We start from the raw sequence: 22,776 nt of genomic DNA on the forward strand, positions 1-22,776 counted from the left end.
GTTCAGTCGGCCGGCCGGGTGCGGGCGAGCCCGACCTGCTGGCGGAAGCGGAACAGCTCGATCCTGGGCTGGAACCGGTCGCTGCGGACGAACAGGTCGGAATAGTAGATCGGCGTCCCCTCGACATCGAAGTAGGTGCGCTGGAGCAGCAGGACCGGCGTCCCCGGCGCCATCTCCAGTCGGGCTGCCATCTCGGCGTCGGCGGCGACCGCCGACGACACCTGGCGGACCCGGAACGCCTGCACGCCGCAATGCTTCTCGATCAGCGGGATGGTGCGCGAGGTCTGCAGCAGCGTGCCGAGGTCGGGCGGCAGGCGGCGCGCCAGCGCCCCCGGCACATGGGCCGCGCAATAGGCGATCGGACCCTCCGGGCGGACCCGGCTCCAGGCGATGCGGAACACCGGCTGGTCCGCTTCCAGGCGCAGCATCGCCGCCGCGACCGGGGCCGCGCCCGGCTCCAGCATCCCGATCCCGTGCAGGACGAAACGCGCCTCCGGGTCGAGGATCTGCAGGTCCTCGAGCGCGCGCGCGCTCCAGTCGGGCTTCGCCGGGTTGCTTTCGAGGATGAAGGTGCCGCGACCCGGAAATCGCCGCACCAGCTGGCGCGTCACCAGTTCCTCGACGGCCGAGCGGGCGGTGTGCCGGCTGACGCCGAACTCGGCCATGATCTCGTGGTCGGTCGGCAGGCGCGTACCGACCGGATACTGCCCGGCGCCGATGCGTTCGCGCAGCACCTGGTAGATTCGGTAGTAGGCCGGCACCGGGTCACGCCGCATCGCAGTCCTTTCGCATCGGATGCTCCGGGGACCGGGTCATCCGGGGAGGCCGGAACCTAGCCTCGGCGGCCGGACCCGTCGAGGCGCCGGGCCATTTCCGCCCGCCGGGGCGTCAGCCGCGGCCGGCGCGGTTGGGGTCCAGCGTCTCGCGCAGGCCGTTGCCGAGCAGGTTGACGCCGAGGACCAGCAGGATGATCGCGCCGCCGGCGAGATTGGCGATCCACGGCGCCACCAGCAGCCGGTCGCGACCTTCCGCGAGGATGTTGCCCCAGGTCGCCGTCGGCGGCGGCAGCCCCAGCCCGAGGAAGCTCAGCGCCGTCTCCTGCAGGATGAGCTGGGCCACCTGGAGGGTGGCGATCACCGTCAGCACGGGCGCCATCTGCGGCAGGATGTGCCGCGCCATGACGTAGCGGCCGCCGGCGCCGGACGCGACCGCCGCCTCGACATAGGGCCGTTCGCGCAGCGAGCGGGTGAGGTTGAAGACGACGCGCGTGTAGGTCTCCCAGCCGGCGAAGCCCAGCACCAGGATGAGCACGGTGATGCCGCCGCCGAAGACGGCGACGATGACGATCGCCAGCAGGATCTCGGGGATCGCCTGATAGGCGTCGGCGAAGCGCATGACGACCTGCTCGACGCGGCCGCCGAGATATCCCGCCAGCAGCCCTAGCAGGGTGCCGATCGAGAGCGCCACCAGCATCGCCAGCAGGCCGACGGCGATCGACAGGCGCGAGCCGTGGATCAGCCGGGACAGGAGGTCGCGGCCGAAATTGTCGGTGCCCAGCGGATGCGCCCAGGTTCCCCGGTCGGCCCAGACCGGCGGCCGGAGACGCATCATCAGGTTCTGGGCATAGGGATCGTGCGGCGCCAGCCAGTCGGCCGAGACCGCGACGAGGGCCATTCCCAGCACCAGCAGCACGCCGATCCCGATCTTGAGGTGCGGGCCGAACCAGCGCATCGCCGTCACCGCATGCGGATGCGCGGATCGATCGCCGCCTGGACGAGGTCGACCAGCAGGTTGGCGAGCACGATCGTCACCGCGACGATGAAGACCGAGGCGACGACGATCGGCACGTCGCGCTGGAAGATGGCGCTCACCATCAGCCGGCCGACGCCGGGCCAGGCGAAGATCGATTCGGTGACCACGGCGCCGCCCATCAGCCGCCCGAGCTGCAGCCCGACGAGGCTGACCACGGGGTTGATGGCGTTCGGCAGGACGTGGAGCCAGAGCGTCCGCCCAGCGCCCGCCCCGCGGGCGCGGGCGGTCGCGACGAACTGCTCGCGCATCGTCTCCAGCACGCTGATCCGGGTGACGAGGACGAAGTTCGGCACCAGGAAGGTCGCCAGCGTCACGGTCGGCAGCACGAGATGCGCCCAGCCGCCGCGGCCGGAGGTCGGCAGCCAGCCGAGGTCGAGCGCGAAGAGCTGGATCAGCAGGATGCCGAGCCAGAAGCTCGGCATCGACTGGCCGGCGACCGCCAGGATCGACAGCACGAAGTCGGGCAGGCGGTCCTTCCACACCGCGCAGGCGAGGCCCGCCAGCACCCCCAGCACGACCGCGAGCCCGAGGCCGAGACCGAGCAGCACCAGCGTCGCCTCCAGGCGTTCGGCCACGATCTGCATGGCCGGCGTCTTGAACTGGATGCTGGTGCCGAAGTCGCCGCGCAGCAGGTCGGCCAGGAACCAGGCGAACTGCAACGGGATCGGCTCGTCGAGATGCAGCTCCGCCCGGAGCAGCTCCTCCTGCTCCGGGGTGGCGTCCAGCCCGAGATAGATCGCGACCGGATCGCCCGTCAGCCGCAGCACGGCGAAGACGAACGCCACCACCAGGAGGAGCGGGACCGGCACCAGCAGGAGGCGCCTGAGGACGTAGCGCATGCCGGGTGCGCCTCGCCTACTTGACCCGGACCTTGTGCAGGCGCAGCAGCGAATCGCGCGAGGGCTGCCAGCCCTCGACGGCGACCTGGCGAGCGGAAATGCGCGGCAGGCCGAAGAGGAAGATCGACGGCAGCTCGTCGTGCATGATCTCCATCATGCGATGGTAGGCGGCCAGCCGCTTGCCCTCGTCGATGGTCGAGCGGCCTTCCTGCCAGAGCCGGTCGAACTCGGCGTTCGTCCAGTAGTTGCGCTTGCTGGCCTCGGTGTACCAGACGGTGTTGAAGTCGGCGTCGCCGACGCTGAACCAGCCGATCTGGTACATCGGCCCCTGCTCCTTGTTGCGGTCGAGCTGCGACCACACCCCGCCCTCGACGACGTTGACCGTCGTCCGGATGCCGACCGCGCTCATCATGCCGGCCGCGGCATTGGCGATGTCGACGTCGGAGAGGTAGCGGCCGGAGAGCGTGTTGATCTTGGTGTCGAAGCCGCCGGCATGGCCCGCTTCCGCCAGCAGCGCCTTCGCCTTGGCCGGATCGAAGGGCCGGGCCTGGAGCTTCGGGTTGTGTCCGAACGTCGCCTTGGTCACGAGCTGGCCGTCGAGCACCGAGCCGTAGCCGCCCAGCATCTGCTGCAGCAGGGTCTTCTTGTCGATCGCATGGTCCACCGCCCGGCGCACCCGCACGTCGTCGAAGGGCGGCTTGCGGGTGTCGAAGGTGAGGACGAGGCTGACCGAGGATTCGGTGGCGTCGATCTTGAGGTTGCGGCGGCGCTCGACCGACGGCAGGAGGTCGACCGGCACCTCCTCGATGATGTGGGTCTCGCCGGCGATCAGCGAGGCAACGCGGGTGGCACCCTCCGAGATGGCGCGGATGCGCAGCTTCTTCATCGCCGGCGGCCCGCCCCAGTAGTCGGGGTTGGCGACGAGGTCGTAATGGTCGCCGGCCACCCACTCCTGGTACTTCCACGGGCCGGTGCCGACCGGCCGGCGATGGGCCTCCTTCTGGCCCAGCTTCTCGGTCGTCGCCTTCTGCTCGATGGCGATGTCGGCCAGGCCGCGCAGCAGCAGCGGCGCCGGCTTGGCCGTGCGGATGTCGACCGTATGGTCGTCGACCACGTCGGTGCCGACGATGCCGGCGATGCGGCCCTTGCGGACATAGACCGTCTTGGGGTCGGTGACGTAGTCGACGGTGAACTTGACGTCGGCCGCGGTGAAGGGCGTGCCGTCGTGCCACTTGACGCCGCGCCGCAGGTGGAAGCGCCAGTGGGTGGGGCTCAGGGCCTCCCAGCGTTCGGCCAGGGACGGCACCAGCTTGTCGTCGGCGTCGCGGGCGACCAGCGGCTCCCAGGTCTGGTAGACGAGGCTGAGGGTGATGTAGCCGCCGGCGGCCGGGCTCAGCGAATCGGTGAAGACCGCGGCCCCCACCACCAGCGTGTCGTCCTTGGCCTGGGCAAGGCAGGGACCGGCGAGGACCGTGGCGGCGAGGGCGGCTGCCCCGATGAGACGTCGCATGCGGGTATCTCCCTTCGGGCTGGAGGTGAGGGTCGGGCGGATCAGGGCCGGGTCACTGCCGGACCTGCTGCTCGCGCCAGCGGTCGTCGCGGGGCAGGCGCGGGTTGTAGGGCCGCTCGGCGTAGTAGGGCAGCAGCGGCCGGAACCACTCGAAGATGCGGCGCAGCTCGCCGATCGGCTCCGCGTGGACGTCGACGCGGAGGTCGATGTAGGCGAAGGGCTCGTCGCCATAGACCAGGATCGAGGACGAGAAGTGGCCGTCGGCCTGGCCGCCGGCAGCGCCGCCGGCCTCGACCGCGCGGACCAGCCGCTCTTCCAGCAGCTCGTCGCCGGTGGCCGCCATCGACGCGGCCATCGCCTCGATGACCCCGGCGCCGATGACGCCGTTGCCCATGACGAGCCAGCCCTGGCCCAGGATGTGCCCGGCATAGGCGCCGTTGCCCGACCCGGTCATGGCGGCGGCGTTGCCCCAGGCGTCGACGACGCCGATCTGGCGCAAGGGCGCGTTCGGGTCGCTCGTCTCCAGCTCCTGGATGATCTTGCCGGCATGGTAGCCGAGGCCGATGAGCTTCGTGCAGAGCAGCGTCAGGCGCGGGTCGGCGATCGCCTGCACGGAGGCCGCGCCCATGCGCGGAATGACGACCGGGCAGCGGTTGCCGACGGCGGGCGCATGGGTCGCCATGGCGACGCCCAGCATCTTGGTCCGCGGGCAGCGGCCGACGACGGTGAAGGTCATGACTGCGCCCCCTTCCGGGCGGCGGCGCGGGCCGCCACCCAGTCCTCGACGACGCCGAGCGCCCAGGGCTGCCAGGGCCGGGTCTCGTAGTACTCGATCTGCGGCCGGTAGATGTCGAACATCCGGCGGAGCTCGCCGATCGGCTCCGCATGGTCGTCGACCCGGAGGTCGACCAGCGGATACTCCTGCGTCCGGTAGACCAGCAGCGCCGCGGAATGCTGGCCGCCATGCTGGCCGCCGGCGTCGCGGCCGGCCTCCAGCGCCGCCATCAGGCGCTCCTCGAGGTCGTCGCCCGCCGTCTTGCGGAAGATGTCGGCCATCGCCGACGCAGTGCGCTCGGAAATCAGGCCGTTGCCCATCGCGACCATGTTCGGCTCGCAGAAATGGCCCGACCAGTCCTTGTTGTCCGAGCCGGTGCGCGCGACGGCGTTGCCGTCGCGGTCGATGACCGAGAGCTGGCGGTACTCGACGTGCGGGTCGCTCGCCGCAATCTCGTCCAGCACCCGCTGGGCCGAGTAGCCGAGGTCGAGCAGCCGCAGGCCCAGCGGCCCGAGGCGGGGATCGGTCACCGCCATGGTGACGACGACGCCGCGGCCGGGGCGGACGAAGGGGCAGCGGGCACCGACGCACATCGGGCGCGTCGAGATGGCGACGCCGAACTTGCCCGTGTCGGGACAGCGCGCCGAAATGGCGAACGTGGAGAATTCCTCTCCGAATGGCCCCAGCATTGCTTCCTGGCTCCCCATGGTTGCCCGGGAGGAACGATAGCGGACGCAGTTGCGGCCGACAATGACCGAATGTATGGTCGTCCGGACAATTCGACCGGCAGCCCGCCGGCAGAGGAGGCGAGATGACTTTCACCGTCGCGGCCCGCTGTCCCACCACCGGCTCGCTCGGCATCTGCATCGCGACCAGTTCGCCCGCCGTCGGCTCGCGCTGCGTCCACGTCATGCACAATGTCGGGGTCATCGCCCACCAGGCGACGCCGGAGCCGCGCATCGCACGCGTCGGCATGAAGCTGCTGGAGATGGGGTTCAAGGCGCCCAAGGTGATGCGCGAACTGGAGGACAGCGACGTCGACGTCGAATATCGCCAGATCGCGGTCATCGACGTCCACGGCACCGCGCTCGCCCGCACCGGCCTGCGCAATCGCGAATGGGCCGGCCACATCGTCGGCGACGGCTTCGTCGCCATGGGCAACCTGCTGGAGGGCGCCCACGTCGTGCAGGCGATCCACGACGCCTATCTCGCCCATGCCGACCAGCCGTTCGACGAGCGGCTGATGCGGGCGATCGAGGCCGGGCGCGACTCCGGCGGCCAGGTCGAAGGCCAGACTTCGGCCGCGATCCTCGTCTACGACAACCAGGCGGTGGCCCGCATCGACCTGCGCGTCGACCACGCCATGGAGCCGATCGCCGAACTGCGGCGCCAGTTCGACTGGTTCCAGCCGCTCGTGCCGTTCTATGCCGAACGCTGCAACAACCCGCGCGTCGGCCGCCACAAGGACTGGCTGAAGGAACGCGGCATCGAGCGCCAGTTCGGCGTGCCGCCGGCCCATGTCGCGGCGGCGCGCGCCGCCGGCAAGCGGCCGGGCTGAGCCCGCGTCCCGGCCGGCGATGGCGCTGCTCGAGATCGACGCCCTCTCCGTCGCCTTCGGCGAGACGCGGCGGCCGAGCGTCGTCGTCGACCGGGTCGGCTTCGCCGTCGATGCCGGCGAGACCGTAGCACTCGTCGGCGAGAGCGGCAGCGGCAAGAGCGTCACCGCGCTCGCCGTCATGGGCCTGCTGCAGGAACCGGGGCGGATCGCCGGCGGCCATGTCCGTTTCGCCGGGCGCGATCTCGTCGGCCTGCCGGAGCGCGAGCTCGCGAAGCTGCGCGGCGACCGCATCGCCATGATCTTCCAGGAGCCGATGTCGTCGCTGAACCCGCTGCTGTCGGTGGGCGGCCACGTCATGGAGCCCCTGCGCCTGCACCGCGGCCTGTCCCGCCGCGAGGCCCGGGCCGAGGCGATCCGCCTTCTCGACCGGGTCGGCATCCCGTCGGCCGCCCAGCGCGCCGACGACTACCCGCACCGCCTGTCGGGAGGGATGCGCCAGCGCGTGATGATCGCGGCCGCGCTGGCCTGCCGGCCGGCGCTGCTGATCGCCGACGAGCCGACCACCGCGCTCGACGTCACCATCCAGGCCCAGATCATGGACCTGCTGGCCGACCTCCAGCAGGAGTTCGGGATGGGCATCCTCTTCATCACCCACGATCTCGGCGTCGTCGCCGAGCACGCGCACCGCGTCGTCGTGCTCTATGCCGGCCGGGTGGCGGAGCGCACGGGAACGGCGCGCCTCTTCGCCGCCGCCGCCCATCCCTATACGGCCGCCCTCCTCGACTGCATCCCCGACGAGGGCACCTCCGACCGACTGGCGGTGATCGAGGGTTCGGTGCCGGCTCCGGGGGCGATGCCGCCCGGCTGCCGCTTCGCGCCGCGCTGCCCGCGCGCCGTCGCCCCGTGCCGGGCGGCGGAACCGCCGCTGACCGAGATCGCGCCCGGCCACGAGGCAGCCTGCATCCGTCCGGTCGGCGACGACGGACGCGGACGGGCACCGGCATGACCGAGTTGCTGCGGGCCGAAGGGCTGACCAAGCACTTTCCCGTGCTCGGCGGGGCGCTCGGCATGCGCCGGGTCGGCACCGTGCGCGCCGTCGACGGGGTCGATCTGACGGTCGCCCGCGGCGAGGTGCTGGGACTGGTCGGCGAGAGCGGCTGCGGCAAGTCGACCCTGGGACGGCTGCTGATCCGCCTCCTCGAGCCCACCGCCGGCACGGTCCGTTTCGACGGTACCGACCTGACCGCCGCCGACGGTGCCACGCTGCCGGCGCTCCGGCGGCGCTTCCAGATGATCTTCCAGGACCCGTTCGGCTCCCTCAACCCGCGGATGCGGGTCGACGCGATCGTGACCGAGCCGCTGCTCCTCGCCGGTCGGCCGCGCGCCGAGCGGCAGCGCCGCGCGCCGGAACTGCTGGAGATGGTCGGCCTCGCGCCCGAGCACGGACGGCGCTACGCGCACCAGTTCTCGGGCGGCCAGCGGCAGCGCATCGGAATCGCCCGCGCGCTTGCCCTCGATCCCGACCTCGTCGTCTGCGACGAACCGGTGTCGGCGCTCGACGTCTCGGTGCAGGCGCAGGTCGTCAACCTGCTGCGCGACCTTCAGCGCGACCGCGGCCTCGCCTACGTCTTCGTCTCGCACGACCTGAGGATCGTCCGGCACATCTCCGACCGGGTCGCGGTCATGTATCTCGGCCGGATCGTCGAGATCGGGCCGAAGGACATCGTCTATGGCCACCCGCTCCATCCCTACACCGAGGCGCTGCTGGCCGCCGCCCCGCTGCCGCGCCCGGACCGGCCGCGGCGGCGGGCCGCCGTCCGCGGCGAGATTCCGAGCGCCATGAACCCGCCGTCGGGATGCCCGTTCCACCCGCGCTGCCCGCTGGCGATCGACCGTTGCCGCAGCGAACGGCCGGCCCTGCGCCGCGTGGCGGGGCGGGACGTCGCCTGCCACGTCGCCGACGCGCGCCCGGACCTGGGCTGAAGGGTCCCCTTCCCGGGGCAGGGCACCCGGATACACGTTCTGGTCGCAGCCTTCACCGCGGCCGGCGGCGATTCGGTTGCGCTGCGTCGGCACCGGGCGCCGGCCCCACCCACGCCAGTGGTTGTGACAGATCCGTGACGATCCCGCGTCGGCTGGGGCCGCACGCATCCATTGCGCCGTCAGGTTGATGATCTCCGCTTCCTTGCGACAAATCGACGCTGCAAGTGCGAGCCAGATTCATTTCTGACACTACCACTGGACGTGCCGCCTAGACTCCCCGTGTTAGCGCAGACATCAGCGGGGGGCGGCGTGGCGATTCTGGCAATATCCGGAGGCGGTTCCGGCACTTCGAGCGGCAGCACCGTCGCCGCCGACTCGGCGGGCGGCGCCTATGTCGGCGGCCACTTCAAGGGCACCGTCGATTTCGACGCCGGTACGGGCGTCCTCCAGGGGACGACGCCCAACTCCGGCTACCAGGCCGGCTTCGTCGCCAAGTACGACGAGGACGGCGCCCTCGAATGGCTGCGCACGGCCGGCGGCGCCTCGAACGGCAACGCGACCGCCGTCACCGGCGTCGCCGTCGACGGCGACGACGACGTGGTCGCCGTCGGCTGGTTCTCGCAGACGCTCGACTTCGATCCCGGAACCGCGGTCCCGGCCCTGACCTCGACCGGCCAGGGCTTCGGCGCCGAGATGAACCATTTCGTCGCCAAGTTCGATGCCGACGGCGACCTCGTCTGGGCCCGCACCGCCGATGGTTCGTCCCTCAACGAACGGGCCGAGGACGTCGCGGTCGACGGCAATGACGCGATCTACGTCGTCGGCTCGTTCCGCCAGACGGTCGACTTCGATCCCGGCGCCGGGACGGTCGAGCTCGTCTCCACCGGGACCGGTCCGTCGCAGGACCAGGACCTTTTCGTCCTCAAGTACGATCCCGACGGCAACCTGCTGTGGGCGGTTTCGTCCGGTAGCTCGACCCTGGACGAGTCCGCCTCTGCCGTCGCCGTCGATGCCGACGGCAACGTGATCGTGGCGGGCGACTTCACCGGCACCGTCGACTTCGATCCGGGCCCGGGCACGACCAGCCTCGAGGCGACCGGAGCCTACGACCAGGGGAACTTCTTCCTCGCGAAGTACGACGCCGACGGCGACTTCCGGTGGGCGGTGACGGCCGACGACTCCTCGGGCCTGGAGAGCGTGGCGGATGTCGCGACCGACGCCTCCGGGAACATCTTCCTGGCCGGCTGGTTCGACGGCACCCTGACGCTGGACGGGCAGGTGCTCGCGACCGGCCAGGGCGACTTCGTCTACAACTACTTCGTCGCCAAGTACGATCCCGACGGCGATCTGCTGTGGGCGCGGACGACCGGCGCGTTCTCGTATGACGACATCGCCCAGGTCGGCGGCGCGCAGGCCGGGGCGCTGTCGGTCGACGGCGATGGCAGCGTCTACGTCTCGGGCTCGTTCGGGGGGACGGTCGATTTCGACTCGGGCCCCGGCACGCTCGAGCTGGTGGCGCCCGATGGGCTGGGCGGTGCCACGAACCACTTCACCGCCAAGTACAACGGCGACGGCAAGCTGATCTGGGTTCAGACCTCGGAACCGGCGGCGGACTGGGGATCGACCGGGTTCGAGCAGGCCGGCGGCAGCGACATCCGCGACGGCAAGCTCTACCTGACGGGTTCGCACTGGGGCACGGTCGACTTCGACCCCGGCCGGGGCGAGGCGATCGTCGACAGCGGCGCCGGCAGCGGCGCCCACTTCCTGACCATCCAGAACCTGCCGCGGACGACCCCGCCGGCGCCCACCGACCCGAACGACACCGTGCCGCCGGACGCGCCAACCATCGTCGGCTTCACCGACAACGCCGGCAATTCCTCCGGCCACGCCACCACCGACCGCACGCTGCTGATCCGCGGCACGGCCGAACCGGGCACGATCATCAACCTCTATCGCACCGACCCGTACAAGGGCGAGTTGCGGATCGGGACGGTCGAGACCGACGCGGACGGGAACTGGGTCTTCGACCATACCGGGACCCAGCTCGCGATCGGCACCTACCGCTTCTGGGCCACGGCCACCGACGCCGCCGGCAACGAATCGGAACTTTCGGGCGCCTTCACCATCGCGATCGAGCGCGGCGTGCCGTGGGCCGATTTCGGCGGTCCGGGCAGCATCTTCTATGGCCACGGCTTCGCCAGCGACTGGGTCAACGGCGGTTCCTCGGCCGACTCGATCCGCGGCGGCGCCGGCGACGACACCGTCTTCGGCCAGGGCGAGGGCGACCGGCTGTTCGGCGACAACGGCAACGACTGGCTGCACGGCAACCTCGGCAGCGACGAGCTCCATGGCGGCGAAGGCGGCGACACGGTCTTCGGGGGCCAGGGCAGCGACCGGCTCTACGGCGACAATGGCGACGACTGGCTGGCCGGCAACAGGGGCAGCGACGTGCTGGAGGGCGCCGCCGGCCGCGACACGCTCCGCGGCGGCCAGGGCGAGGACCAGCTCAGCGGCGGTGCCGACGACGACCTGCTGGCGGGCGATCGCGGCAACGACACGATGGCGGGCGGCGCCGGGTCGGACCGGTTCCTGTTCGCGGCCGAGAGCGGCAGCGACCGGGTGTCCGACTTCGATCCCGCCGCCGACCTGCTGCTGATCGACCTCGACGCCGGAGGCATCCTCAACGGCATCGCCATCGCCTCGGCGGCCGACCTCCTGGCGCGGGCGACCGACACCGCGGACGGCGTCTATGTCGATCTCGGCGGCGGCCACGGCTTCCTGCTGGCCGGCGTGACCCGGTCGTCCCTGTCGGCCGACGATTTCCTGCTGGTGTGACCGCCACCCGCAATCGCCGCCCTGCCAGGGGGCGGCGATTGCGGGCGGGACCGGCCGCGTGCCACTGTCGTCTGCGATGAATCGCCCCAATTTCTACGCCTCGAGCGGTCTCGACCGGGTCAGCCACCTGCGCCGGGACGCCGACTGGCTCGCCGAGCGTCTGGCCGACCCCGAAACCCGCGTCCAGCCGGTCTGGCGGTCGCAGAACTTCATCGCCCGCGGCGCCGAGCCGGCCGCCGGCTGGCTGCCGGCGAGCGCGCTCCGCCGGCAGATCGAGGCCGGCGCCACGGTGGCGCTGCTCGGCACCCAGGACGGGGTCGCGCATTTCGCGGTCGACCTGTCGGCGGAGGAGGCGCCGCTGGAGCTGCCCGGCATCGCCGACCTCGGCGACTTCTTCGACCTCAGGCGGGTCGGCCCGGCGCTGCGCCATGCCGAGGGCGGCATGCTGGCCTTCGCGCGCGGCATCCTGCACTGGCATTCCCGGCACCGCTTCTGCGGCGTCTGCGGCAGCCCGACCCAGTCGAGCGAGGCCGGCCACCAGCGCCGGTGCAGCAATCCCGCCTGCAACGCCAGCCATTTCCCGCGCACCGACCCGGCCGTCATCATGCTCGTCCATCGCGGCGACCGCTGCCTGCTCGGCCGCCAGCCGCAATTCCCGCCGGGCATGCATTCGACGCTCGCCGGGTTCGTCGAGCCGGGCGAGAGCCTGGAGGACGCGGTCGCCCGCGAAGTCCGGGAGGAGACCGGCATCGTCGTCGACGAGGTCCGCTACCACTCCTCGCAGCCCTGGCCCTTTCCCTCCTCGATCATGCTCGGGTTCCATGCCCGCGCCGTCACCGACGAGATCGTGGTCGACACCAACGAGCTGGAGCGGGCGGCCTGGTACGACCGCGACTGGATCCTCGCCCATCCGGCCGACGACCGCTTCCGCCTGCCGCGGCCGGATTCGATCGCGCGCCGCCTGGTCGAGGACTGGTTGAAGGGCGAGGTTCCGGTCTGAGGCCGCCGGCAGCCGATCCGGAAGGGCGCCCCACCGCGTAGAAGCGGCAATGACGTCCTTCCTCTCGACCCTCGCCCGCCCGCTGCTCGGCTCCCTGGCGCTTGCCGGCTGCGCCCCGCTCGACCTGCTCGACGCCGTCGTCGCGACCACGGCGGAGGAGCGGCGGCTCGGGGTCGCCTACGGGCCCGGCCCGCGGCAGCGGCTCGACCTCTACCTCCCGGCGCCGGGCGCCCGGCCGCCGGCGGTGGTGGTGTTCGTCCACGGCGGCTCCTGGAGCGAGGGGCGGCGCGGGCAGTACCGCTTCGTCGGCCAGGAACTGGCGACGCGCGGCTATGTCGCGGTCGTTCCGGACTACCGGCTGCATCCGGAAGGACGCTGGCCCGGCTTCGTCGAGGACGTCGCCGCCGCCGTCGCCTGGACGGTGCGGAACGCGACCGACCTCGGCGGCGACCCGGGGCGGATCGTGCTGATGGGCCATTCCGCCGGCGCCTACAACGCCGCGATGGTGGCGACCGAGCCGAAATGGCTGGCGGCCCACGGCATCGACCGGGCGGCGATCGCCGGGTTCGTCGGCCTGTCCGGACCCTACGACTTCCTGCCCCTCGCCGATCCGGTCACCCGCCGCGTGTTCGGGCATGTCGAGAGCCCCGAGGCGACCCAGCCGGTGCGGGTCGCCGCGGCCGGCGCCCCGCCGACCCTGCTGGTCCATGGCGGCGACGACGACACGGTCCTGCCGCGCAATTCGCACCGGCTGGCCGAGCGCATGCGGTCGCTGGGCGTGCCGGTCACGCTCCGCCTGCATGCCGGCACCGGACATGCGGGGACCGTCCTCGCCTTCTCGCCCCTCTCCCGCGACGACCCGCCGGTCGCCAGCGAACTCGCCCGGTTCGTCGCCGACCTGCCCGCGGCGCCGGGCGTTCAGTCGGCTTCGGAAGGATTCGCCGCGCGGTAGGGATGGGCCGGATAGACGCCGAGGATGCGCAGGTCGCGCGAGAAGAAGCGCAGTTCCTCCAGCGCCAGCCGCAGCGACCGGTCCTCGGGATGGCCCTCGACGTCGGCATAGAACTGGGTCGCCTCGAAGCGGCCCTGGACCATGTAGCTCTCGAGCTTCGTCATGTTGACGCCGTTGGTGGCGAAACCGCCGAGCGCCTTGTAGAGGGCCGCCGGCACGCTGCGGACCCGGAAGACGAAGGTCGTGACGAGCGGTCCCGACCCGGGCTCGGGCACGTCGGGCTCGCGCGCCAGGACGACGAAGCGCGTCGTGTTGTCGGCGGCGTCGGCGATGTCGGCGGCCAGCGAGACGAGGCCGTAGATTTCACCCGCGAGCGAGGAGGCGATGGCGCCGACCGTCGGGTCGCGGAGGGCAGCGACGTCGCGCGCGGCGCCGGCCGTGTCCGCCGCCACCACCGCCTCCAGCCCGTGGCGGCGGAGGAAGTCGCGGCACTGCGGCAGGGCATGGATATGGCTGCGCACCTGGCGCAGGTCGGACAGGGTCGCCCCAGGCATCGCCAGCAGATGGTGGCGCACCGGCTCGAAATGTTCGCCGACGATGTGCAGGCCCGAATGCGGCATCAGGTGGTGGATGTCCGCCACCCGGCCGGCCACGGAATTGTCGATCGGGATCATCGCCAGCTGCGCCGCGCCCTCGGCGACGGCGGCGAAGGCGTCCTCGAAGGCGGCGCAGGGCAAGGGCTCGTAGTCCGGCCGGGCGTGCCGGCAGGCGAGGTGCGAATAGGCGCCGAGCTGGCCCTGGAAGGCGATGCGTCGGGGTGATCGCGTGTTCACGGCGGTGACTTCCTTCGATGATCTCTCAGCGGGCGGCCCTGGGCGCGAGCATCGCCCGCGCCCGTTCCAGGTCGGCCGGCGTGTCGACGCCGAGCGGAACGGTCTCGACCAGCGCCACGTCGATGCGCATGCCGGCCTCGAGGGCGCGCAGCTGCTCCAGGCTCTCGCGCTGCTCGAGGATGCCCTGCGGCAGGGCGACGAACCGTTCCAGCGCCTCGCGCCGGAAGGCGTAGAGCCCGATGTGGTGGTAGAGCGGCCCCTCGCCCGACGGCGCCGTGGCGCGCGTGAAGTAGAGGGCGCGGGCGATCGGCCGGCCCGGCGCCAGCGGCGCCACCGCCTTGACGACGTTGGGATTGGTGCGCTCCTCGTCGCGCGTGATCTCGGCGGCGAGCGTCGCGATCGCGACGGCCGGGTCGGCCAGCGGGTCGAGCGCGCGGCGGACGACCGCCGGGTCGATCGTCGGCAGGTCGCCCTGCACGTTGACGATCGCGTCGTGCCGGCCCGCGGGATCGAAGGCCTGCAGGGCCGCCCACACCCGGTCGCTGCCGCGCGGCAGCTCGGGGTCGGTCAGGATCGCGCGTCCGCCCGCGCGCTCGATGGCGTCGACGATCGGCGGGTCGCCGGCGGCGACCAGGACGGGACCGATCGCCGCCTCCATGGCGCGGCGCCAGACATGGACGATCATCGGTTCGCCGTGGATGTCGGCGAGCGGCTTGTTCGGCAGGCGGGTCGCCGCCAGCCGGGCGGGGATCACCACGATGGGGTGCGCGGGAAGGGTCACGTCGGGCCGCCGTGCGTCGTTATGCCGCAGCGGAAATCCCCGCCTTTCCAGAGGCTTGGCATCCGCGGCGCGACCGGATGAAGCACATTTTCCTGATGCTGTCAGCGGCTTTCGCATGTATCTCATGGCGGTTCCCGGAGCGGCCCGGGCGCCCGCCGGTGGCGTGCGCGAGCGGCCGGCCGGGCGCGGTGTCGAGCCGTCCGATGAAGCCCAGCGGGAGTACGAGGTCGCGGCCATGAACCTGGAGACGAACAAGATCGCTGCGGCGGTGCTGACGGCCGGCATCATCGCCATGACCAGCGGCTTCATCGCCGGCATCCTCGTGCATCCGCACAAGCTCGAGCAGAGCGTCTACAAGGTCGAGGGCGTGGGCCAGGCGGCGGCGCCGGCCGCCGCCACGGGCCCGGCCCCGATCGAGCCGATCGCGCCCCTCCTGGCGGCGGCGGACGTGGCGGCCGGCGAGACCCAGTCGAAGAAGTGCACCGCCTGCCACACCTTCACCCAGGGCGGCCCCAACCGCGTCGGCCCGAACCTGTGGGACATCGTCGGCGCCAAGCACGCGCACGCGGAGGGCTTCGCCTATTCCGACGCCATCAAGAACAAGCCGGGCAACTGGGACTACGAGGAGTTGAACCAGTTCCTCGCCAACCCGAAGGCGTACGCGCCCGGCACCAAGATGGCCTTCGCCGGCCTGCCGAAGGCCAGCGACCGCGCCGCCCTCATCGCGTATCTGCGGTCGCTGAGCGCCAGTCCCAAGCCGCTGCCGTGACCGCGGCGTCCTTCCCGGCCGGCGCGCTGGCGCTGGCCGGGCGTCTGGCCGACGCCGCGGGCGCGGTCATCCGGCCGCATTTCCGCTCCGGTGTCGCGATCGACGACAAGGCCGACGAGAGCCCCGTCACGATCGCCGACCGCGATGCCGAGACGGCCATGCGCCGGCTGATCGGGGACGCGTTTCCCGACCACGGCATCCTCGGCGAGGAACACGGCGCCGTCCGGCTCGACGCCGAGTTCGTCTGGGTGCTCGACCCGATCGACGGTACCAAGGCGTTCATTTCCGGCGTGCCCGTGTTCGGAACCCTGATCGCCCTGCTCCAGGGCGGCCGCCCCGTGCTCGGCGTGATCGACCAGCCGATTTCCGGCGAGCGATGGCTGGGGGCCGAGGGCCATGGCACGACGCTGAACGGCCGGCCGGTCCGCGCCCGCGCCTGCGACCGGCTGGACCGGGCGACGCTCTTCGCGACCTCGCCCGACATGTTCAAGGGCGCGGAGGTCGACGCGTTCGAGCGGCTGCGGCGTAGCGTCAAGCTCATGCGGTGGGGCACGGACTGCTACGCCACGGCGATGGTGGCCTCCGGCCATGCCGACCTCGTCGTCGAATCCTCGCTCCAGCCCTACGACTTCTGCGCCCTCGTCCCGGTGATCGAGGGGGCGGGCGGCATCGCGACCGATTGGGACGGGCGGCCGCTCCGCCTCGGCTCGGGCAAGCGTTCGGCCATCGCCGGCGATGTCCGCGCCCATGCCGCCGCCCTCGAATGCCTGGCATGGCGGTCGGAAGCGGCCGGCTGACCGCGAATTCATCGATCGCGGCGGCGGGCACGGCTTGCCGTCGCCCTTCCGACGCCACAGGTAGGATCCGAGTCGCGACCGCAACGAGAGGCCGCCGATGAATGCCATCGCCCGCAGCATCCTCGCCGCCGCCCTGCTGGCCGTCGCGTCGCCCCCTCTGGCGCCCGCCCTGGCGGACGAGACGCCGCGCCACGGCATGTCGATGTTCGGCGAGCTCAAGTATCCGCCGGGCTTCACCCATTTCGACTACGTCAATCCCGACGCGCCGAAGGGCGGTACCGTCCGCATGGCGGCGATCGGCACCTACGACACGCTCAACCCCTTCACGCTGAAGGGCGTGCCCGCCGCCGGCGCCGGCCTGTTGTTCCAGACCCTGACCATGAATTCGGGCGACGAGGCCTTTTCCGAGTACGGCGTGGTGGCCGAGAGCTTCGTCGTACCCGCCGATCGGAGCTGGGTCGCGTTCAACCTGCGGCCGCAGGCGCGCTTCAACGACGGCAGCCCGGTCACCGCCGACGACCTCGTCTTCTCCTTCGAGACCCTGAAGGCGAAGGGCGCTCCCTTCTATCGCACCTACTACGCCGACGTGATCAAGGCGGAGGCGACCGGCCCCCGCCAGGTGCGGTTCACCTTCCGCGCCAACGACAACCCCGAACTGCCCCTGATCGTCGGCCAGATGCCGGTCCTGTCCCGCGCCTACTGGTCGACGCGGGACTTCGAGAAGACGACCCTGGAGGCGCCCCTCGGCAGCGGGCCCTACGTCGTCGAGACGGCCGACGCCGGCCGTTCGATCACCTACCGGCGGATCGAAAACCACTGGTCGGAGAACATCCCGGCCCTCAAGGGCCAGTACAATTTCGGACGCATCCGCTTCGACTACTACCGCGACTCGACGGTGGCGCTGGAGGCCTTCAAGGGCGGCGAGTACGACTTCCGGCAGGAGAACGTGGCCAAGGACTGGGCCACGGGCTACGACGCGCCGGCCGTCTCCGAGGGGCTCATCAAGCGCGAGGAGATCGCCAACGAGCAGCCGACCGGCATGCAGGGCTTCGTCTTCAACATCCGCCGCCCGATCTTCGCCGACCGCCGGGTCCGGCAGGCGATCGGGTATGCGTTCGATTTCGAGTGGACGAACCGGACCCTCTTCTACGGTGCCTATACCCGCACCCGCAGCTACTTCTCGAATTCCGAGCTTGCCGCCTCCGGCCTGCCGAGCCCGGCCGAACTGGCGATCCTCGAACCCTTCCGCAAGCAGCTTCCGGAAGAGGTCTTCACCACGGCCTACGAGCCGCCCAGCACCGACGGCAGCGGCAACCTGCGCGACAACCTGCGCATCGCCTTCGAACTGCTGAAGCAGGCCGGCTGGACGATCCGCGATCGCCGGCTCGTCGACGAGAAGACCGGCCAGGCGATGACGTTCGAGATCCTGCTGTCGCAGCCGACCTGGGAGCGCATCGCGCTGCCCTTCGTCAAGAACCTGGAGCGACTCGGCATCCAGGCGCGCGTCCGTACCGTCGACACGGCGCAGTACCAGAAGCGCATGGAGACCTTCGACTACGACATGACGGTCGAGGTCTTCCCGCAGTCGCTCTCGCCCGGCAACGAGCAGCGCGACATGTGGTCGTCGGCCGCCGCCAAGGTCGAGGGCAGCCGCAACACCATCGGCATCGCCGATCCGGTGGTCGACCGGCTGGTCGACCTCGTCGTCAACGCGCCCGACCGTCAGGCGCTGGTCACCCGCACGCGCGCCCTCGACCGCGTGCTGCTGTGGGGCCACTACACCATCCCCAACTGGCATATCCGCACCTGGCGGATCGCCTACTGGGACCGTTTTGCGCGCCCGCCCGTCACCGCCAGGTACAGCCTGGGCTTCCTCTCGACCTGGTGGGTCGATCCGGCCAGGGACGCGGCCCTGCGCGTCCGGCGGCCGAACCGCTCCAACTGAGCCGGGTTCGGCCGGCGATGACGAAGGCGTCCTGCGACGGCCGGACGACCGGGCCGGCCCCGCTGGCCGACGGCTACCACGTCTTCCCGCCGGGCAAGATCCTGAACGTGGTCACCTGGCTCGAGATGCGGGCGCCGCCCGCGACCCCGATCGCTCCGCCGCTGGCGCTGCGCCGGGTCGTCCGGCCCGATCCCGCCTGGTACCGGGCCCTGTTCCTGCGGGTCGGGACGCCGTGGCTGTGGTCCATGCATCTCGAACTCGACGATGCGGCGCTGGCCGAAGCCATCGCCGATCCGTCGCTCGAGATCTTCGTCGCCTGCGAAGCGCGGGCGGAGGTGGGGCTGGTCGTCCTCGACCGCGGCGACCCGCGATCGGTCGAGATCCTCGATTTCGGCCTTGTCCCCGAAGCGACGGGCCGCGGCCTCGGCCGGCGGATGATGGCCGCCACGCTCGCCCACGCCTTCGCCGGCGGGCCGGAGCGGGTGTGGCTGCACACCTGCACCCACGACCACCCGGCCGCCGTGCCCTTCTATCTCGCCTGCGGTTTCGCCGCCTACGCCACCGGGGTCGAGGTGCTGGACGATCCGCGCCTCGCCGGGCTGCTGCCGCCGGACGCGGCCCCGCACGTCCCCCTGCTCCGGCCCGCCGGCGGCTGGCTCCGGCCCGCCGGCGACTGAACGTCAGGCGATCGCGCCGCGGCGCAGCTCGCCGTCGAAATAGGCGATCGTCTTGCCGAGGCCGATCTCCAGCGGCACCCCCGGATTCCAGCCGAGCAGGTCCCGCGCCTTGTCGATCACCGGGCAGCGCTGCAGCGGGTCGTCCACCGGCAGCGGCCGATGCTCGATCGTCGAGCGCGAGCCGGTCATCGCGATCACCCGGCGGGCCAGCTCGATGACCGGAATTTCGACGGGATTGCCGATGTTGATCGGCCCGGTCACGGCGTCCGGGGCGTTCATGAGACGCCACAGGCCGTCGATCATGTCGTCGACGTAGCAGAAGGCCCGCGTCTGCATCCCGTCGCCATAGACGCTGATGGGCGCGTTCTTCAGGGCCTGGACGACGAAGTTCGACACCACCCGCCCGTCGTTGGGGTGCATCCGCGGACCGTAGGTGTTGAAGATGCGCGCCACCCGGATGCGCAGCCCGTGCTGGCGGTGGTAGTCGAAGAACAGCGTCTCGGCGCAGCGCTTGCCCTCGTCGTAGCAGGCGCGCGGGCCGATGGTGTTGACGTTGCCGCGGTATTCCTCGGTCTGCGGGTGGACGAGCGGGTCGCCATAGACCTCCGATGTCGAGGACAGGAGGATCTTGGCCTTCAGCCGCTTGGCCAGCCCCAGCATGTTGATCGAGCCGAGCACGCTGGTCTTGGTCGTCTGCACCGGGTCGAACTGGTAGTGGATCGGCGAGGCGGGGCAGGCGAGGTTGTAGATCTCGTCGACCTCGACATAGAGCGGAAAGGTGATGTCGTGGCGCATCGCCTCCAGCCGCTTGTCGTCCAGGAGGTGGGCCAGGTTGGCCCGGCGGCCGGTGAAGTAGTTGTCGACCGAGAGCACCTCGTGACCCTCGGCCAGCAGCCGCTCCACCAGGTGGGAGCCGAGAAAGCCCGCCCCGCCGGTCACCAGGATGCGCTTGTTCATGTCCGGATTCGTCCGCGAATGGAGGGAGACCGGCCCTCGATAGCCGATCCCGCCCCGCCCGTCACGTCCGGCCGCCCCCGCGTCACTCGGCCGATGCGGGCGTCCCGGTCGCGAGGAACGCCCGCTCGGGCCCTTCCAGGACGACGGCGGTGAGCACGCCCGAGGTGTAGGCGCCGGTGTCGATGCCGATGCGGTTGTGGCGGACGTCCGGGCCGCGGACGATCGTATGGCCGTGGACGACGATCGCGCCGAACGGCCTGGGCCATTCGAGAAACGGCTCCCGGATCCACAGGAGGTCGGCTTCGACCTGCCGGTCGAGGGGCGCCCAGGGCCGGATTCCGGCATGGACGAACAGGTAGTCGCCTTCCTGGTGGGCCGGCCGCAGGCGCGCGAGGAAGCTGCGGTGACGGGCGGGCAGGGCGGCCGCGAGCGCGGCGCGGGCGCGGTCGACATCCTCCTCGTCCCACGGATCGGGCGGCGCGACGCCGTAGCTGAAGAGGGTCGCCGCGCCGCCGTTGGCGAGCCACCCGCCCGCGGTTTCGGCGCCGCGCAGGAAGCCCAGGAGGAAGGCCTCGTGGTTGCCCTTCAGCGACACGGTCTCGAAGCCGGGCAGGCTCTCCCCCGCCAGACGCTCGACGACGTGGCGGGAGGCCGGGCCGCGATCGACATAGTCGCCGAGATGGACGAGGACGCGCCGCCCCGCCGCCCGCCGGGCCGCATCCGCCCGGATGCGGTCGTGCAGTTCGGCCAGCAGGTCGTCGCGGCCGTGGACGTCCCCGACGGCGTAGACGACGGTGCCGTCCGGTACACAGGGCGCCGGCGCCATCCGTCGCCGCGCTCCGGCCCTCAGTCGCGCGGGGCGTGCTTGTTGAGGATGCGCTGCAGCGTCCGGCGGTGCATGCGCAGGCGCCGCGCGGTTTCCGAGACGTTGCGCTCGCACTGCTCGAAGACGCGCTGGATATGTTCCCAGCGCACCCGGTCCGCGGACATCGGCTGTTCCGGCGGGCTCGGCAGCTTGTCGCCCTGGGCGCGCAGCGCCGCCTCGATCGCGTCGGCGTCGGTCGGCTTGGCAAGGTAGTCGACCGCGCCCGCCTTCACCGCCGCGACCGCGGTCGCGATGTTGCCGTAGCCGGTCAGCACGACGATGCGGGCGTCGGGCCGGGCGGCGCGCACCGCCTGCACCACCTCGAGCCCGTTGCCGTCGCCGAGCTTCAGGTCGCACACGGCGTAGAGCGGGCGGACGCCGCGCGCGGCGGCGATGCCGGCGGCGACGCTCTCGGCCACCGTCACCTGGTAGCCGCGGCGCTCCATGGCGGTCGCGAGGCGGGTGCGGAGCGGCGCGTCGTCGTCGACGATGAGCAGGGTCGGCCCGGTGGGCGGTTCGGTCGGTTCGGTCATGCGCGTGGCTGCTCCTGCCCCTCCAGTCTGTCGCGGTGCCAGCGGATCGTCACTTCGGCTCCGCCGTCGGCCGCGTTCTCGACCGCCATTTCCCCGCCGGTCCGGGCCAGCAACGTCTCGGCGATGAAGATACCGAGCCCCATCGAGCCGCCCGGGCGCTCGCGGCCGGACACGTACGGCTCGCCGATCCGGGCCAGCACCTCCGGCCGGAATCCGGGCCCGTCGTCGCGCACGACGATCCACGTCTGCGCGCCGTTCCAGCCGACCGTAGCATGCACTTCGGAATCTGCGAACTGGAAGGCGTTCTGCAGCAGGTTGCCGAGCCCGTGGCGCAGTTCCGGCCGTTCCGGCACCAGGGGCTCGGTCGCATCGCCCGCGCCCTCGCGGGCGATCTCGAAGGCGATGTGCGGCGGGCGGTGCGGCGCCGCGGCGAGTTCGACCAGCAGCGACAGCGGAATTCCGTCGAACGGCGCCGTGCGCTCCGGCCGCTGCGCCAGCTCCGCCAGGATCTCGCGGCAGCGGGCGACCTGGCTTTCGAGGAGCGCCAGGTCGTCGCGCCACGGCCCGTCCGGCAGGTCGCGCGCCAGTTCGCGGGCGACGACGGCGATCGTGCCGAGCGGCGAGCCCAGTTCGTGGGCCGCCGCGGCGGCGAGCGCACCCACCGCCGAAAGCTGCTGCTCGCGCGCCAGCGCGATCTGGGTCGCGGCCAGCGCGTCGGTGAGGCGCCGCGCCTCGGCGGTGACCTGCCACGTGTAGGCGGCGATGAACACGGTCGCCAGCATCAGCGCCGCGGCGACGCCGAAGCGGTAGGTCGAGGGCAGCTCCAGCCCCGGCGCCGGCCACGGCAGGGGCCAGCGGAAGACGGCCAGCACCGCGATGGCGAAGAGCGTGAAGAAGCAGAGGCCGATCGTGGTCGGCCGCGACAGGATGGTGGCGGATACCGTGACCGGCGCCAGGATCAGCACCGCGAACGGATTGTCGAGCCCGCCGGTGAGGAACAGCAGGCCCGCGAGCTGGAAGACGTCGAAGGCGAGATAGGCGGCGACGTCGCGGTCGGTCAGCCGCGTCTGCACCGGCCGCTGCAGGGTCGCCACCACGTTGACCGCGGCCGAGGCGCCGACGACAAGGAGCGCCGTGACCAGCGGCAGCGGATACTCGAGCGAGACGTGCACGAAGAGCAGCGTCGCCGCCTGGCCGATCACCGCCAGCCAGCGGATCGCCACCAGGGTGCGCAGGTTGACCCAGCCGCGGCCGTCGAGGCGCGGGCGGCCGGCGGCGATCAGCGCCATCGTCCGGCCCCGTCCCCGTTCATCCGGCGCATGGTACGCCGCCTCTGCGGTAGATTGCCGCATGGT

The 22,776-nt window shown here is 71.7% G+C and carries 22 protein-coding genes; 10 read left to right on the plus strand and 12 right to left on the minus strand.

What is annotated here, in order from left to right; all coding sequences use genetic code 11:
• Positions 1-2 precede the first annotated feature (2 nt).
• The 6 genes from ACE3Q3_RS11935 to ACE3Q3_RS11960 all read right to left on the minus strand — a co-directional run bounded on the left by ACE3Q3_RS11935 (position 3) and on the right by ACE3Q3_RS11960 (position 5,625).
• The gene (locus tag ACE3Q3_RS11935; RefSeq protein WP_374446209.1) at positions 3-776 is read right to left on the minus strand and encodes a GntR family transcriptional regulator; all 774 of its coding nucleotides are present in this window, start codon (positions 774-776) and stop codon (positions 3-5) included.
• A gap of 112 nt (positions 777-888) precedes the next feature.
• Positions 889-1,731 (minus strand): ABC transporter permease, encoded by an 843-nt coding sequence (locus ACE3Q3_RS11940; protein WP_374446212.1) that lies wholly within the window; start codon positions 1,729-1,731, stop codon positions 889-891.
• Between the two features lie 5 nt (positions 1,732-1,736).
• On the minus strand, positions 1,737-2,651 hold the full coding sequence (locus ACE3Q3_RS11945) for an ABC transporter permease (RefSeq protein ID WP_374446216.1): 915 nt from the start codon (positions 2,649-2,651) through the stop codon (positions 1,737-1,739).
• Between the two features lie 16 nt (positions 2,652-2,667).
• A complete protein-coding gene (locus ACE3Q3_RS11950; RefSeq protein ID WP_374446219.1) occupies positions 2,668-4,161 on the minus strand; it encodes an ABC transporter substrate-binding protein in 1,494 nt (497 codons plus the stop codon).
• A gap of 52 nt (positions 4,162-4,213) precedes the next feature.
• Positions 4,214-4,897 carry a DUF1028 domain-containing protein gene (locus ACE3Q3_RS11955; protein ID WP_374446222.1) on the minus strand — a complete coding sequence of 228 codons (684 nt, stop codon included), beginning with the start codon at positions 4,895-4,897 and terminating at the stop codon, positions 4,214-4,216.
• Positions 4,894-5,625 (minus strand): DUF1028 domain-containing protein, encoded by a 732-nt coding sequence (locus ACE3Q3_RS11960; RefSeq protein ID WP_374446224.1) that lies wholly within the window; start codon positions 5,623-5,625, stop codon positions 4,894-4,896. Before ACE3Q3_RS11960 ends, ACE3Q3_RS11955 begins: the two co-directional genes overlap by 4 nt.
• A gap of 122 nt (positions 5,626-5,747) precedes the next feature.
• On the opposite strand from ACE3Q3_RS11960, the gene ACE3Q3_RS11965 reads away from it, so the two are divergent.
• The 6 genes from ACE3Q3_RS11965 to ACE3Q3_RS11990 all read left to right on the plus strand — a co-directional run bounded on the left by ACE3Q3_RS11965 (position 5,748) and on the right by ACE3Q3_RS11990 (position 13,264).
• Entirely contained in the window at positions 5,748-6,494 is a 747-nt protein-coding gene (locus tag ACE3Q3_RS11965) for a DUF1028 domain-containing protein (protein WP_374446227.1), read from the plus strand.
• A gap of 19 nt (positions 6,495-6,513) precedes the next feature.
• On the plus strand, positions 6,514-7,500 hold the full coding sequence (locus tag ACE3Q3_RS11970) for an ABC transporter ATP-binding protein (protein ID WP_374446230.1): 987 nt from the start codon (positions 6,514-6,516) through the stop codon (positions 7,498-7,500).
• Positions 7,497-8,477 carry an ABC transporter ATP-binding protein gene (locus ACE3Q3_RS11975; RefSeq protein ID WP_374446235.1) on the plus strand — a complete coding sequence of 327 codons (981 nt, stop codon included), beginning with the start codon at positions 7,497-7,499 and terminating at the stop codon, positions 8,475-8,477. Before ACE3Q3_RS11970 ends, ACE3Q3_RS11975 begins: the two co-directional genes overlap by 4 nt.
• A gap of 309 nt (positions 8,478-8,786) precedes the next feature.
• The gene (locus ACE3Q3_RS11980; protein ID WP_374446238.1) at positions 8,787-11,312 is read left to right on the plus strand and encodes an Ig-like domain-containing protein; all 2,526 of its coding nucleotides are present in this window, start codon (positions 8,787-8,789) and stop codon (positions 11,310-11,312) included.
• Between the two features lie 76 nt (positions 11,313-11,388).
• The gene (nudC, locus tag ACE3Q3_RS11985; RefSeq protein WP_374446241.1) at positions 11,389-12,312 is read left to right on the plus strand and encodes an NAD(+) diphosphatase; all 924 of its coding nucleotides are present in this window, start codon (positions 11,389-11,391) and stop codon (positions 12,310-12,312) included.
• Positions 12,313-12,361: 49 nt separating this feature from the next.
• A complete protein-coding gene (locus tag ACE3Q3_RS11990; RefSeq protein WP_374446244.1) occupies positions 12,362-13,264 on the plus strand; it encodes an alpha/beta hydrolase in 903 nt (300 codons plus the stop codon).
• Here ACE3Q3_RS11990 and ACE3Q3_RS11995 read toward each other — a convergent pair.
• Positions 13,231-14,097 (minus strand): prephenate dehydratase, encoded by an 867-nt coding sequence (locus ACE3Q3_RS11995; RefSeq protein WP_374446247.1) that lies wholly within the window; start codon positions 14,095-14,097, stop codon positions 13,231-13,233. The two genes, ACE3Q3_RS11990 and ACE3Q3_RS11995, sit on opposite strands and share 34 nt — an antisense overlap.
• 25 nt (positions 14,098-14,122) lie before the next feature.
• The gene (locus tag ACE3Q3_RS12000) at positions 14,123-14,878 is read right to left on the minus strand and encodes a 3-deoxy-manno-octulosonate cytidylyltransferase (protein ID WP_374446250.1); all 756 of its coding nucleotides are present in this window, start codon (positions 14,876-14,878) and stop codon (positions 14,123-14,125) included.
• Positions 14,879-15,113: 235 nt separating this feature from the next.
• Between ACE3Q3_RS12000 and ACE3Q3_RS12005 the strand changes: the two genes are divergently transcribed.
• The 4 genes from ACE3Q3_RS12005 (at position 15,114) to ACE3Q3_RS12020 (ending at position 19,066) form a co-directional block, all read left to right on the plus strand.
• Positions 15,114-15,647, plus strand: a complete 534-nt coding sequence (locus ACE3Q3_RS12005; RefSeq protein WP_374446253.1) for a cytochrome c family protein — start codon at positions 15,114-15,116, stop codon at positions 15,645-15,647.
• Positions 15,644-16,444: a histidinol-phosphatase gene (hisN, locus tag ACE3Q3_RS12010; RefSeq protein WP_374446255.1), complete on the plus strand. Its 801-nt coding sequence runs from the start codon at positions 15,644-15,646 to the stop codon at positions 16,442-16,444. Before ACE3Q3_RS12005 ends, hisN begins: the two co-directional genes overlap by 4 nt.
• Before the next feature lie 97 nt (positions 16,445-16,541).
• The gene (locus ACE3Q3_RS12015) at positions 16,542-18,389 is read left to right on the plus strand and encodes an extracellular solute-binding protein (RefSeq protein ID WP_374446258.1); all 1,848 of its coding nucleotides are present in this window, start codon (positions 16,542-16,544) and stop codon (positions 18,387-18,389) included.
• 17 nt (positions 18,390-18,406) lie between these two features.
• The gene (locus ACE3Q3_RS12020; RefSeq protein ID WP_374446262.1) at positions 18,407-19,066 is read left to right on the plus strand and encodes a GNAT family N-acetyltransferase; all 660 of its coding nucleotides are present in this window, start codon (positions 18,407-18,409) and stop codon (positions 19,064-19,066) included.
• Between the two features lie 3 nt (positions 19,067-19,069).
• Here ACE3Q3_RS12020 and ACE3Q3_RS12025 read toward each other — a convergent pair whose 3' ends face one another.
• The 4 genes from ACE3Q3_RS12025 to ACE3Q3_RS12040 all read right to left on the minus strand — a co-directional run bounded on the left by ACE3Q3_RS12025 (position 19,070) and on the right by ACE3Q3_RS12040 (position 22,710).
• Positions 19,070-20,023: a UDP-glucuronic acid decarboxylase family protein gene (locus tag ACE3Q3_RS12025; protein WP_374446269.1), complete on the minus strand. Its 954-nt coding sequence runs from the start codon at positions 20,021-20,023 to the stop codon at positions 19,070-19,072.
• An 82-nt stretch (positions 20,024-20,105) separates the two neighbouring features.
• Complete coding sequence (locus tag ACE3Q3_RS12030) at positions 20,106-20,849, minus strand: metallophosphoesterase (RefSeq protein WP_374446272.1); 744 nt, start codon at positions 20,847-20,849, stop codon at positions 20,106-20,108.
• Between the two features lie 20 nt (positions 20,850-20,869).
• Complete coding sequence (locus ACE3Q3_RS12035) at positions 20,870-21,421, minus strand: ActR/PrrA/RegA family redox response regulator transcription factor (protein WP_374446275.1); 552 nt, start codon at positions 21,419-21,421, stop codon at positions 20,870-20,872.
• Positions 21,418-22,710 (minus strand): ActS/PrrB/RegB family redox-sensitive histidine kinase, encoded by a 1,293-nt coding sequence (locus ACE3Q3_RS12040; protein WP_374446278.1) that lies wholly within the window; start codon positions 22,708-22,710, stop codon positions 21,418-21,420. Before ACE3Q3_RS12040 ends, ACE3Q3_RS12035 begins: the two co-directional genes overlap by 4 nt.
• Positions 22,711-22,776 lie beyond the last annotated feature (66 nt).

This window comes from Allostella sp. (assembly GCF_041913585.1).
GTDB lineage: Bacteria > Pseudomonadota > Alphaproteobacteria > ATCC43930 > Allostellaceae > Allostella.

What these genes read in the sequence shown, in the direction of transcription:
- ACE3Q3_RS11935 (WP_374446209.1), bottom strand. Translation starts at nt 776, where the DNA reads ATGCGGCGTGACCCGGTGCCGGCCTACTACCGAATCTACCAGGTGCTG.
- ACE3Q3_RS11940 (WP_374446212.1), bottom strand. Translation starts at nt 1,731, where the DNA reads ATGCGCTGGTTCGGCCCGCACCTCAAGATCGGGATCGGCGTGCTGCTG.
- ACE3Q3_RS11945 (WP_374446216.1), bottom strand. Translation starts at nt 2,651, where the DNA reads ATGCGCTACGTCCTCAGGCGCCTCCTGCTGGTGCCGGTCCCGCTCCTC.
- ACE3Q3_RS11950 (WP_374446219.1), bottom strand. Translation starts at nt 4,161, where the DNA reads ATGCGACGTCTCATCGGGGCAGCCGCCCTCGCCGCCACGGTCCTCGCC.
- ACE3Q3_RS11955 (WP_374446222.1), bottom strand. Translation starts at nt 4,897, where the DNA reads ATGACCTTCACCGTCGTCGGCCGCTGCCCGCGGACCAAGATGCTGGGC.
- ACE3Q3_RS11960 (WP_374446224.1), bottom strand. Translation starts at nt 5,625, where the DNA reads ATGCTGGGGCCATTCGGAGAGGAATTCTCCACGTTCGCCATTTCGGCG.
- ACE3Q3_RS11965 (WP_374446227.1), top strand. Translation starts at nt 5,748, where the DNA reads ATGACTTTCACCGTCGCGGCCCGCTGTCCCACCACCGGCTCGCTCGGC.
- ACE3Q3_RS11970 (WP_374446230.1), top strand. Translation starts at nt 6,514, where the DNA reads ATGGCGCTGCTCGAGATCGACGCCCTCTCCGTCGCCTTCGGCGAGACG.
- ACE3Q3_RS11975 (WP_374446235.1), top strand. Translation starts at nt 7,497, where the DNA reads ATGACCGAGTTGCTGCGGGCCGAAGGGCTGACCAAGCACTTTCCCGTG.
- nudC (WP_374446241.1), top strand. Translation starts at nt 11,389, where the DNA reads ATGAATCGCCCCAATTTCTACGCCTCGAGCGGTCTCGACCGGGTCAGC.
- ACE3Q3_RS11990 (WP_374446244.1), top strand. Translation starts at nt 12,362, where the DNA reads ATGACGTCCTTCCTCTCGACCCTCGCCCGCCCGCTGCTCGGCTCCCTG.
- ACE3Q3_RS12005 (WP_374446253.1), top strand. Translation starts at nt 15,114, where the DNA reads ATGAACCTGGAGACGAACAAGATCGCTGCGGCGGTGCTGACGGCCGGC.
- ACE3Q3_RS12015 (WP_374446258.1), top strand. Translation starts at nt 16,542, where the DNA reads ATGAATGCCATCGCCCGCAGCATCCTCGCCGCCGCCCTGCTGGCCGTC.
- ACE3Q3_RS12020 (WP_374446262.1), top strand. Translation starts at nt 18,407, where the DNA reads ATGACGAAGGCGTCCTGCGACGGCCGGACGACCGGGCCGGCCCCGCTG.
- ACE3Q3_RS12025 (WP_374446269.1), bottom strand. Translation starts at nt 20,023, where the DNA reads ATGAACAAGCGCATCCTGGTGACCGGCGGGGCGGGCTTTCTCGGCTCC.
- ACE3Q3_RS12030 (WP_374446272.1), bottom strand. Translation starts at nt 20,849, where the DNA reads ATGGCGCCGGCGCCCTGTGTACCGGACGGCACCGTCGTCTACGCCGTC.
- ACE3Q3_RS12035 (WP_374446275.1), bottom strand. Translation starts at nt 21,421, where the DNA reads ATGACCGAACCGACCGAACCGCCCACCGGGCCGACCCTGCTCATCGTC.
- ACE3Q3_RS12040 (WP_374446278.1), bottom strand. Translation starts at nt 22,710, where the DNA reads ATGGCGCTGATCGCCGCCGGCCGCCCGCGCCTCGACGGCCGCGGCTGG.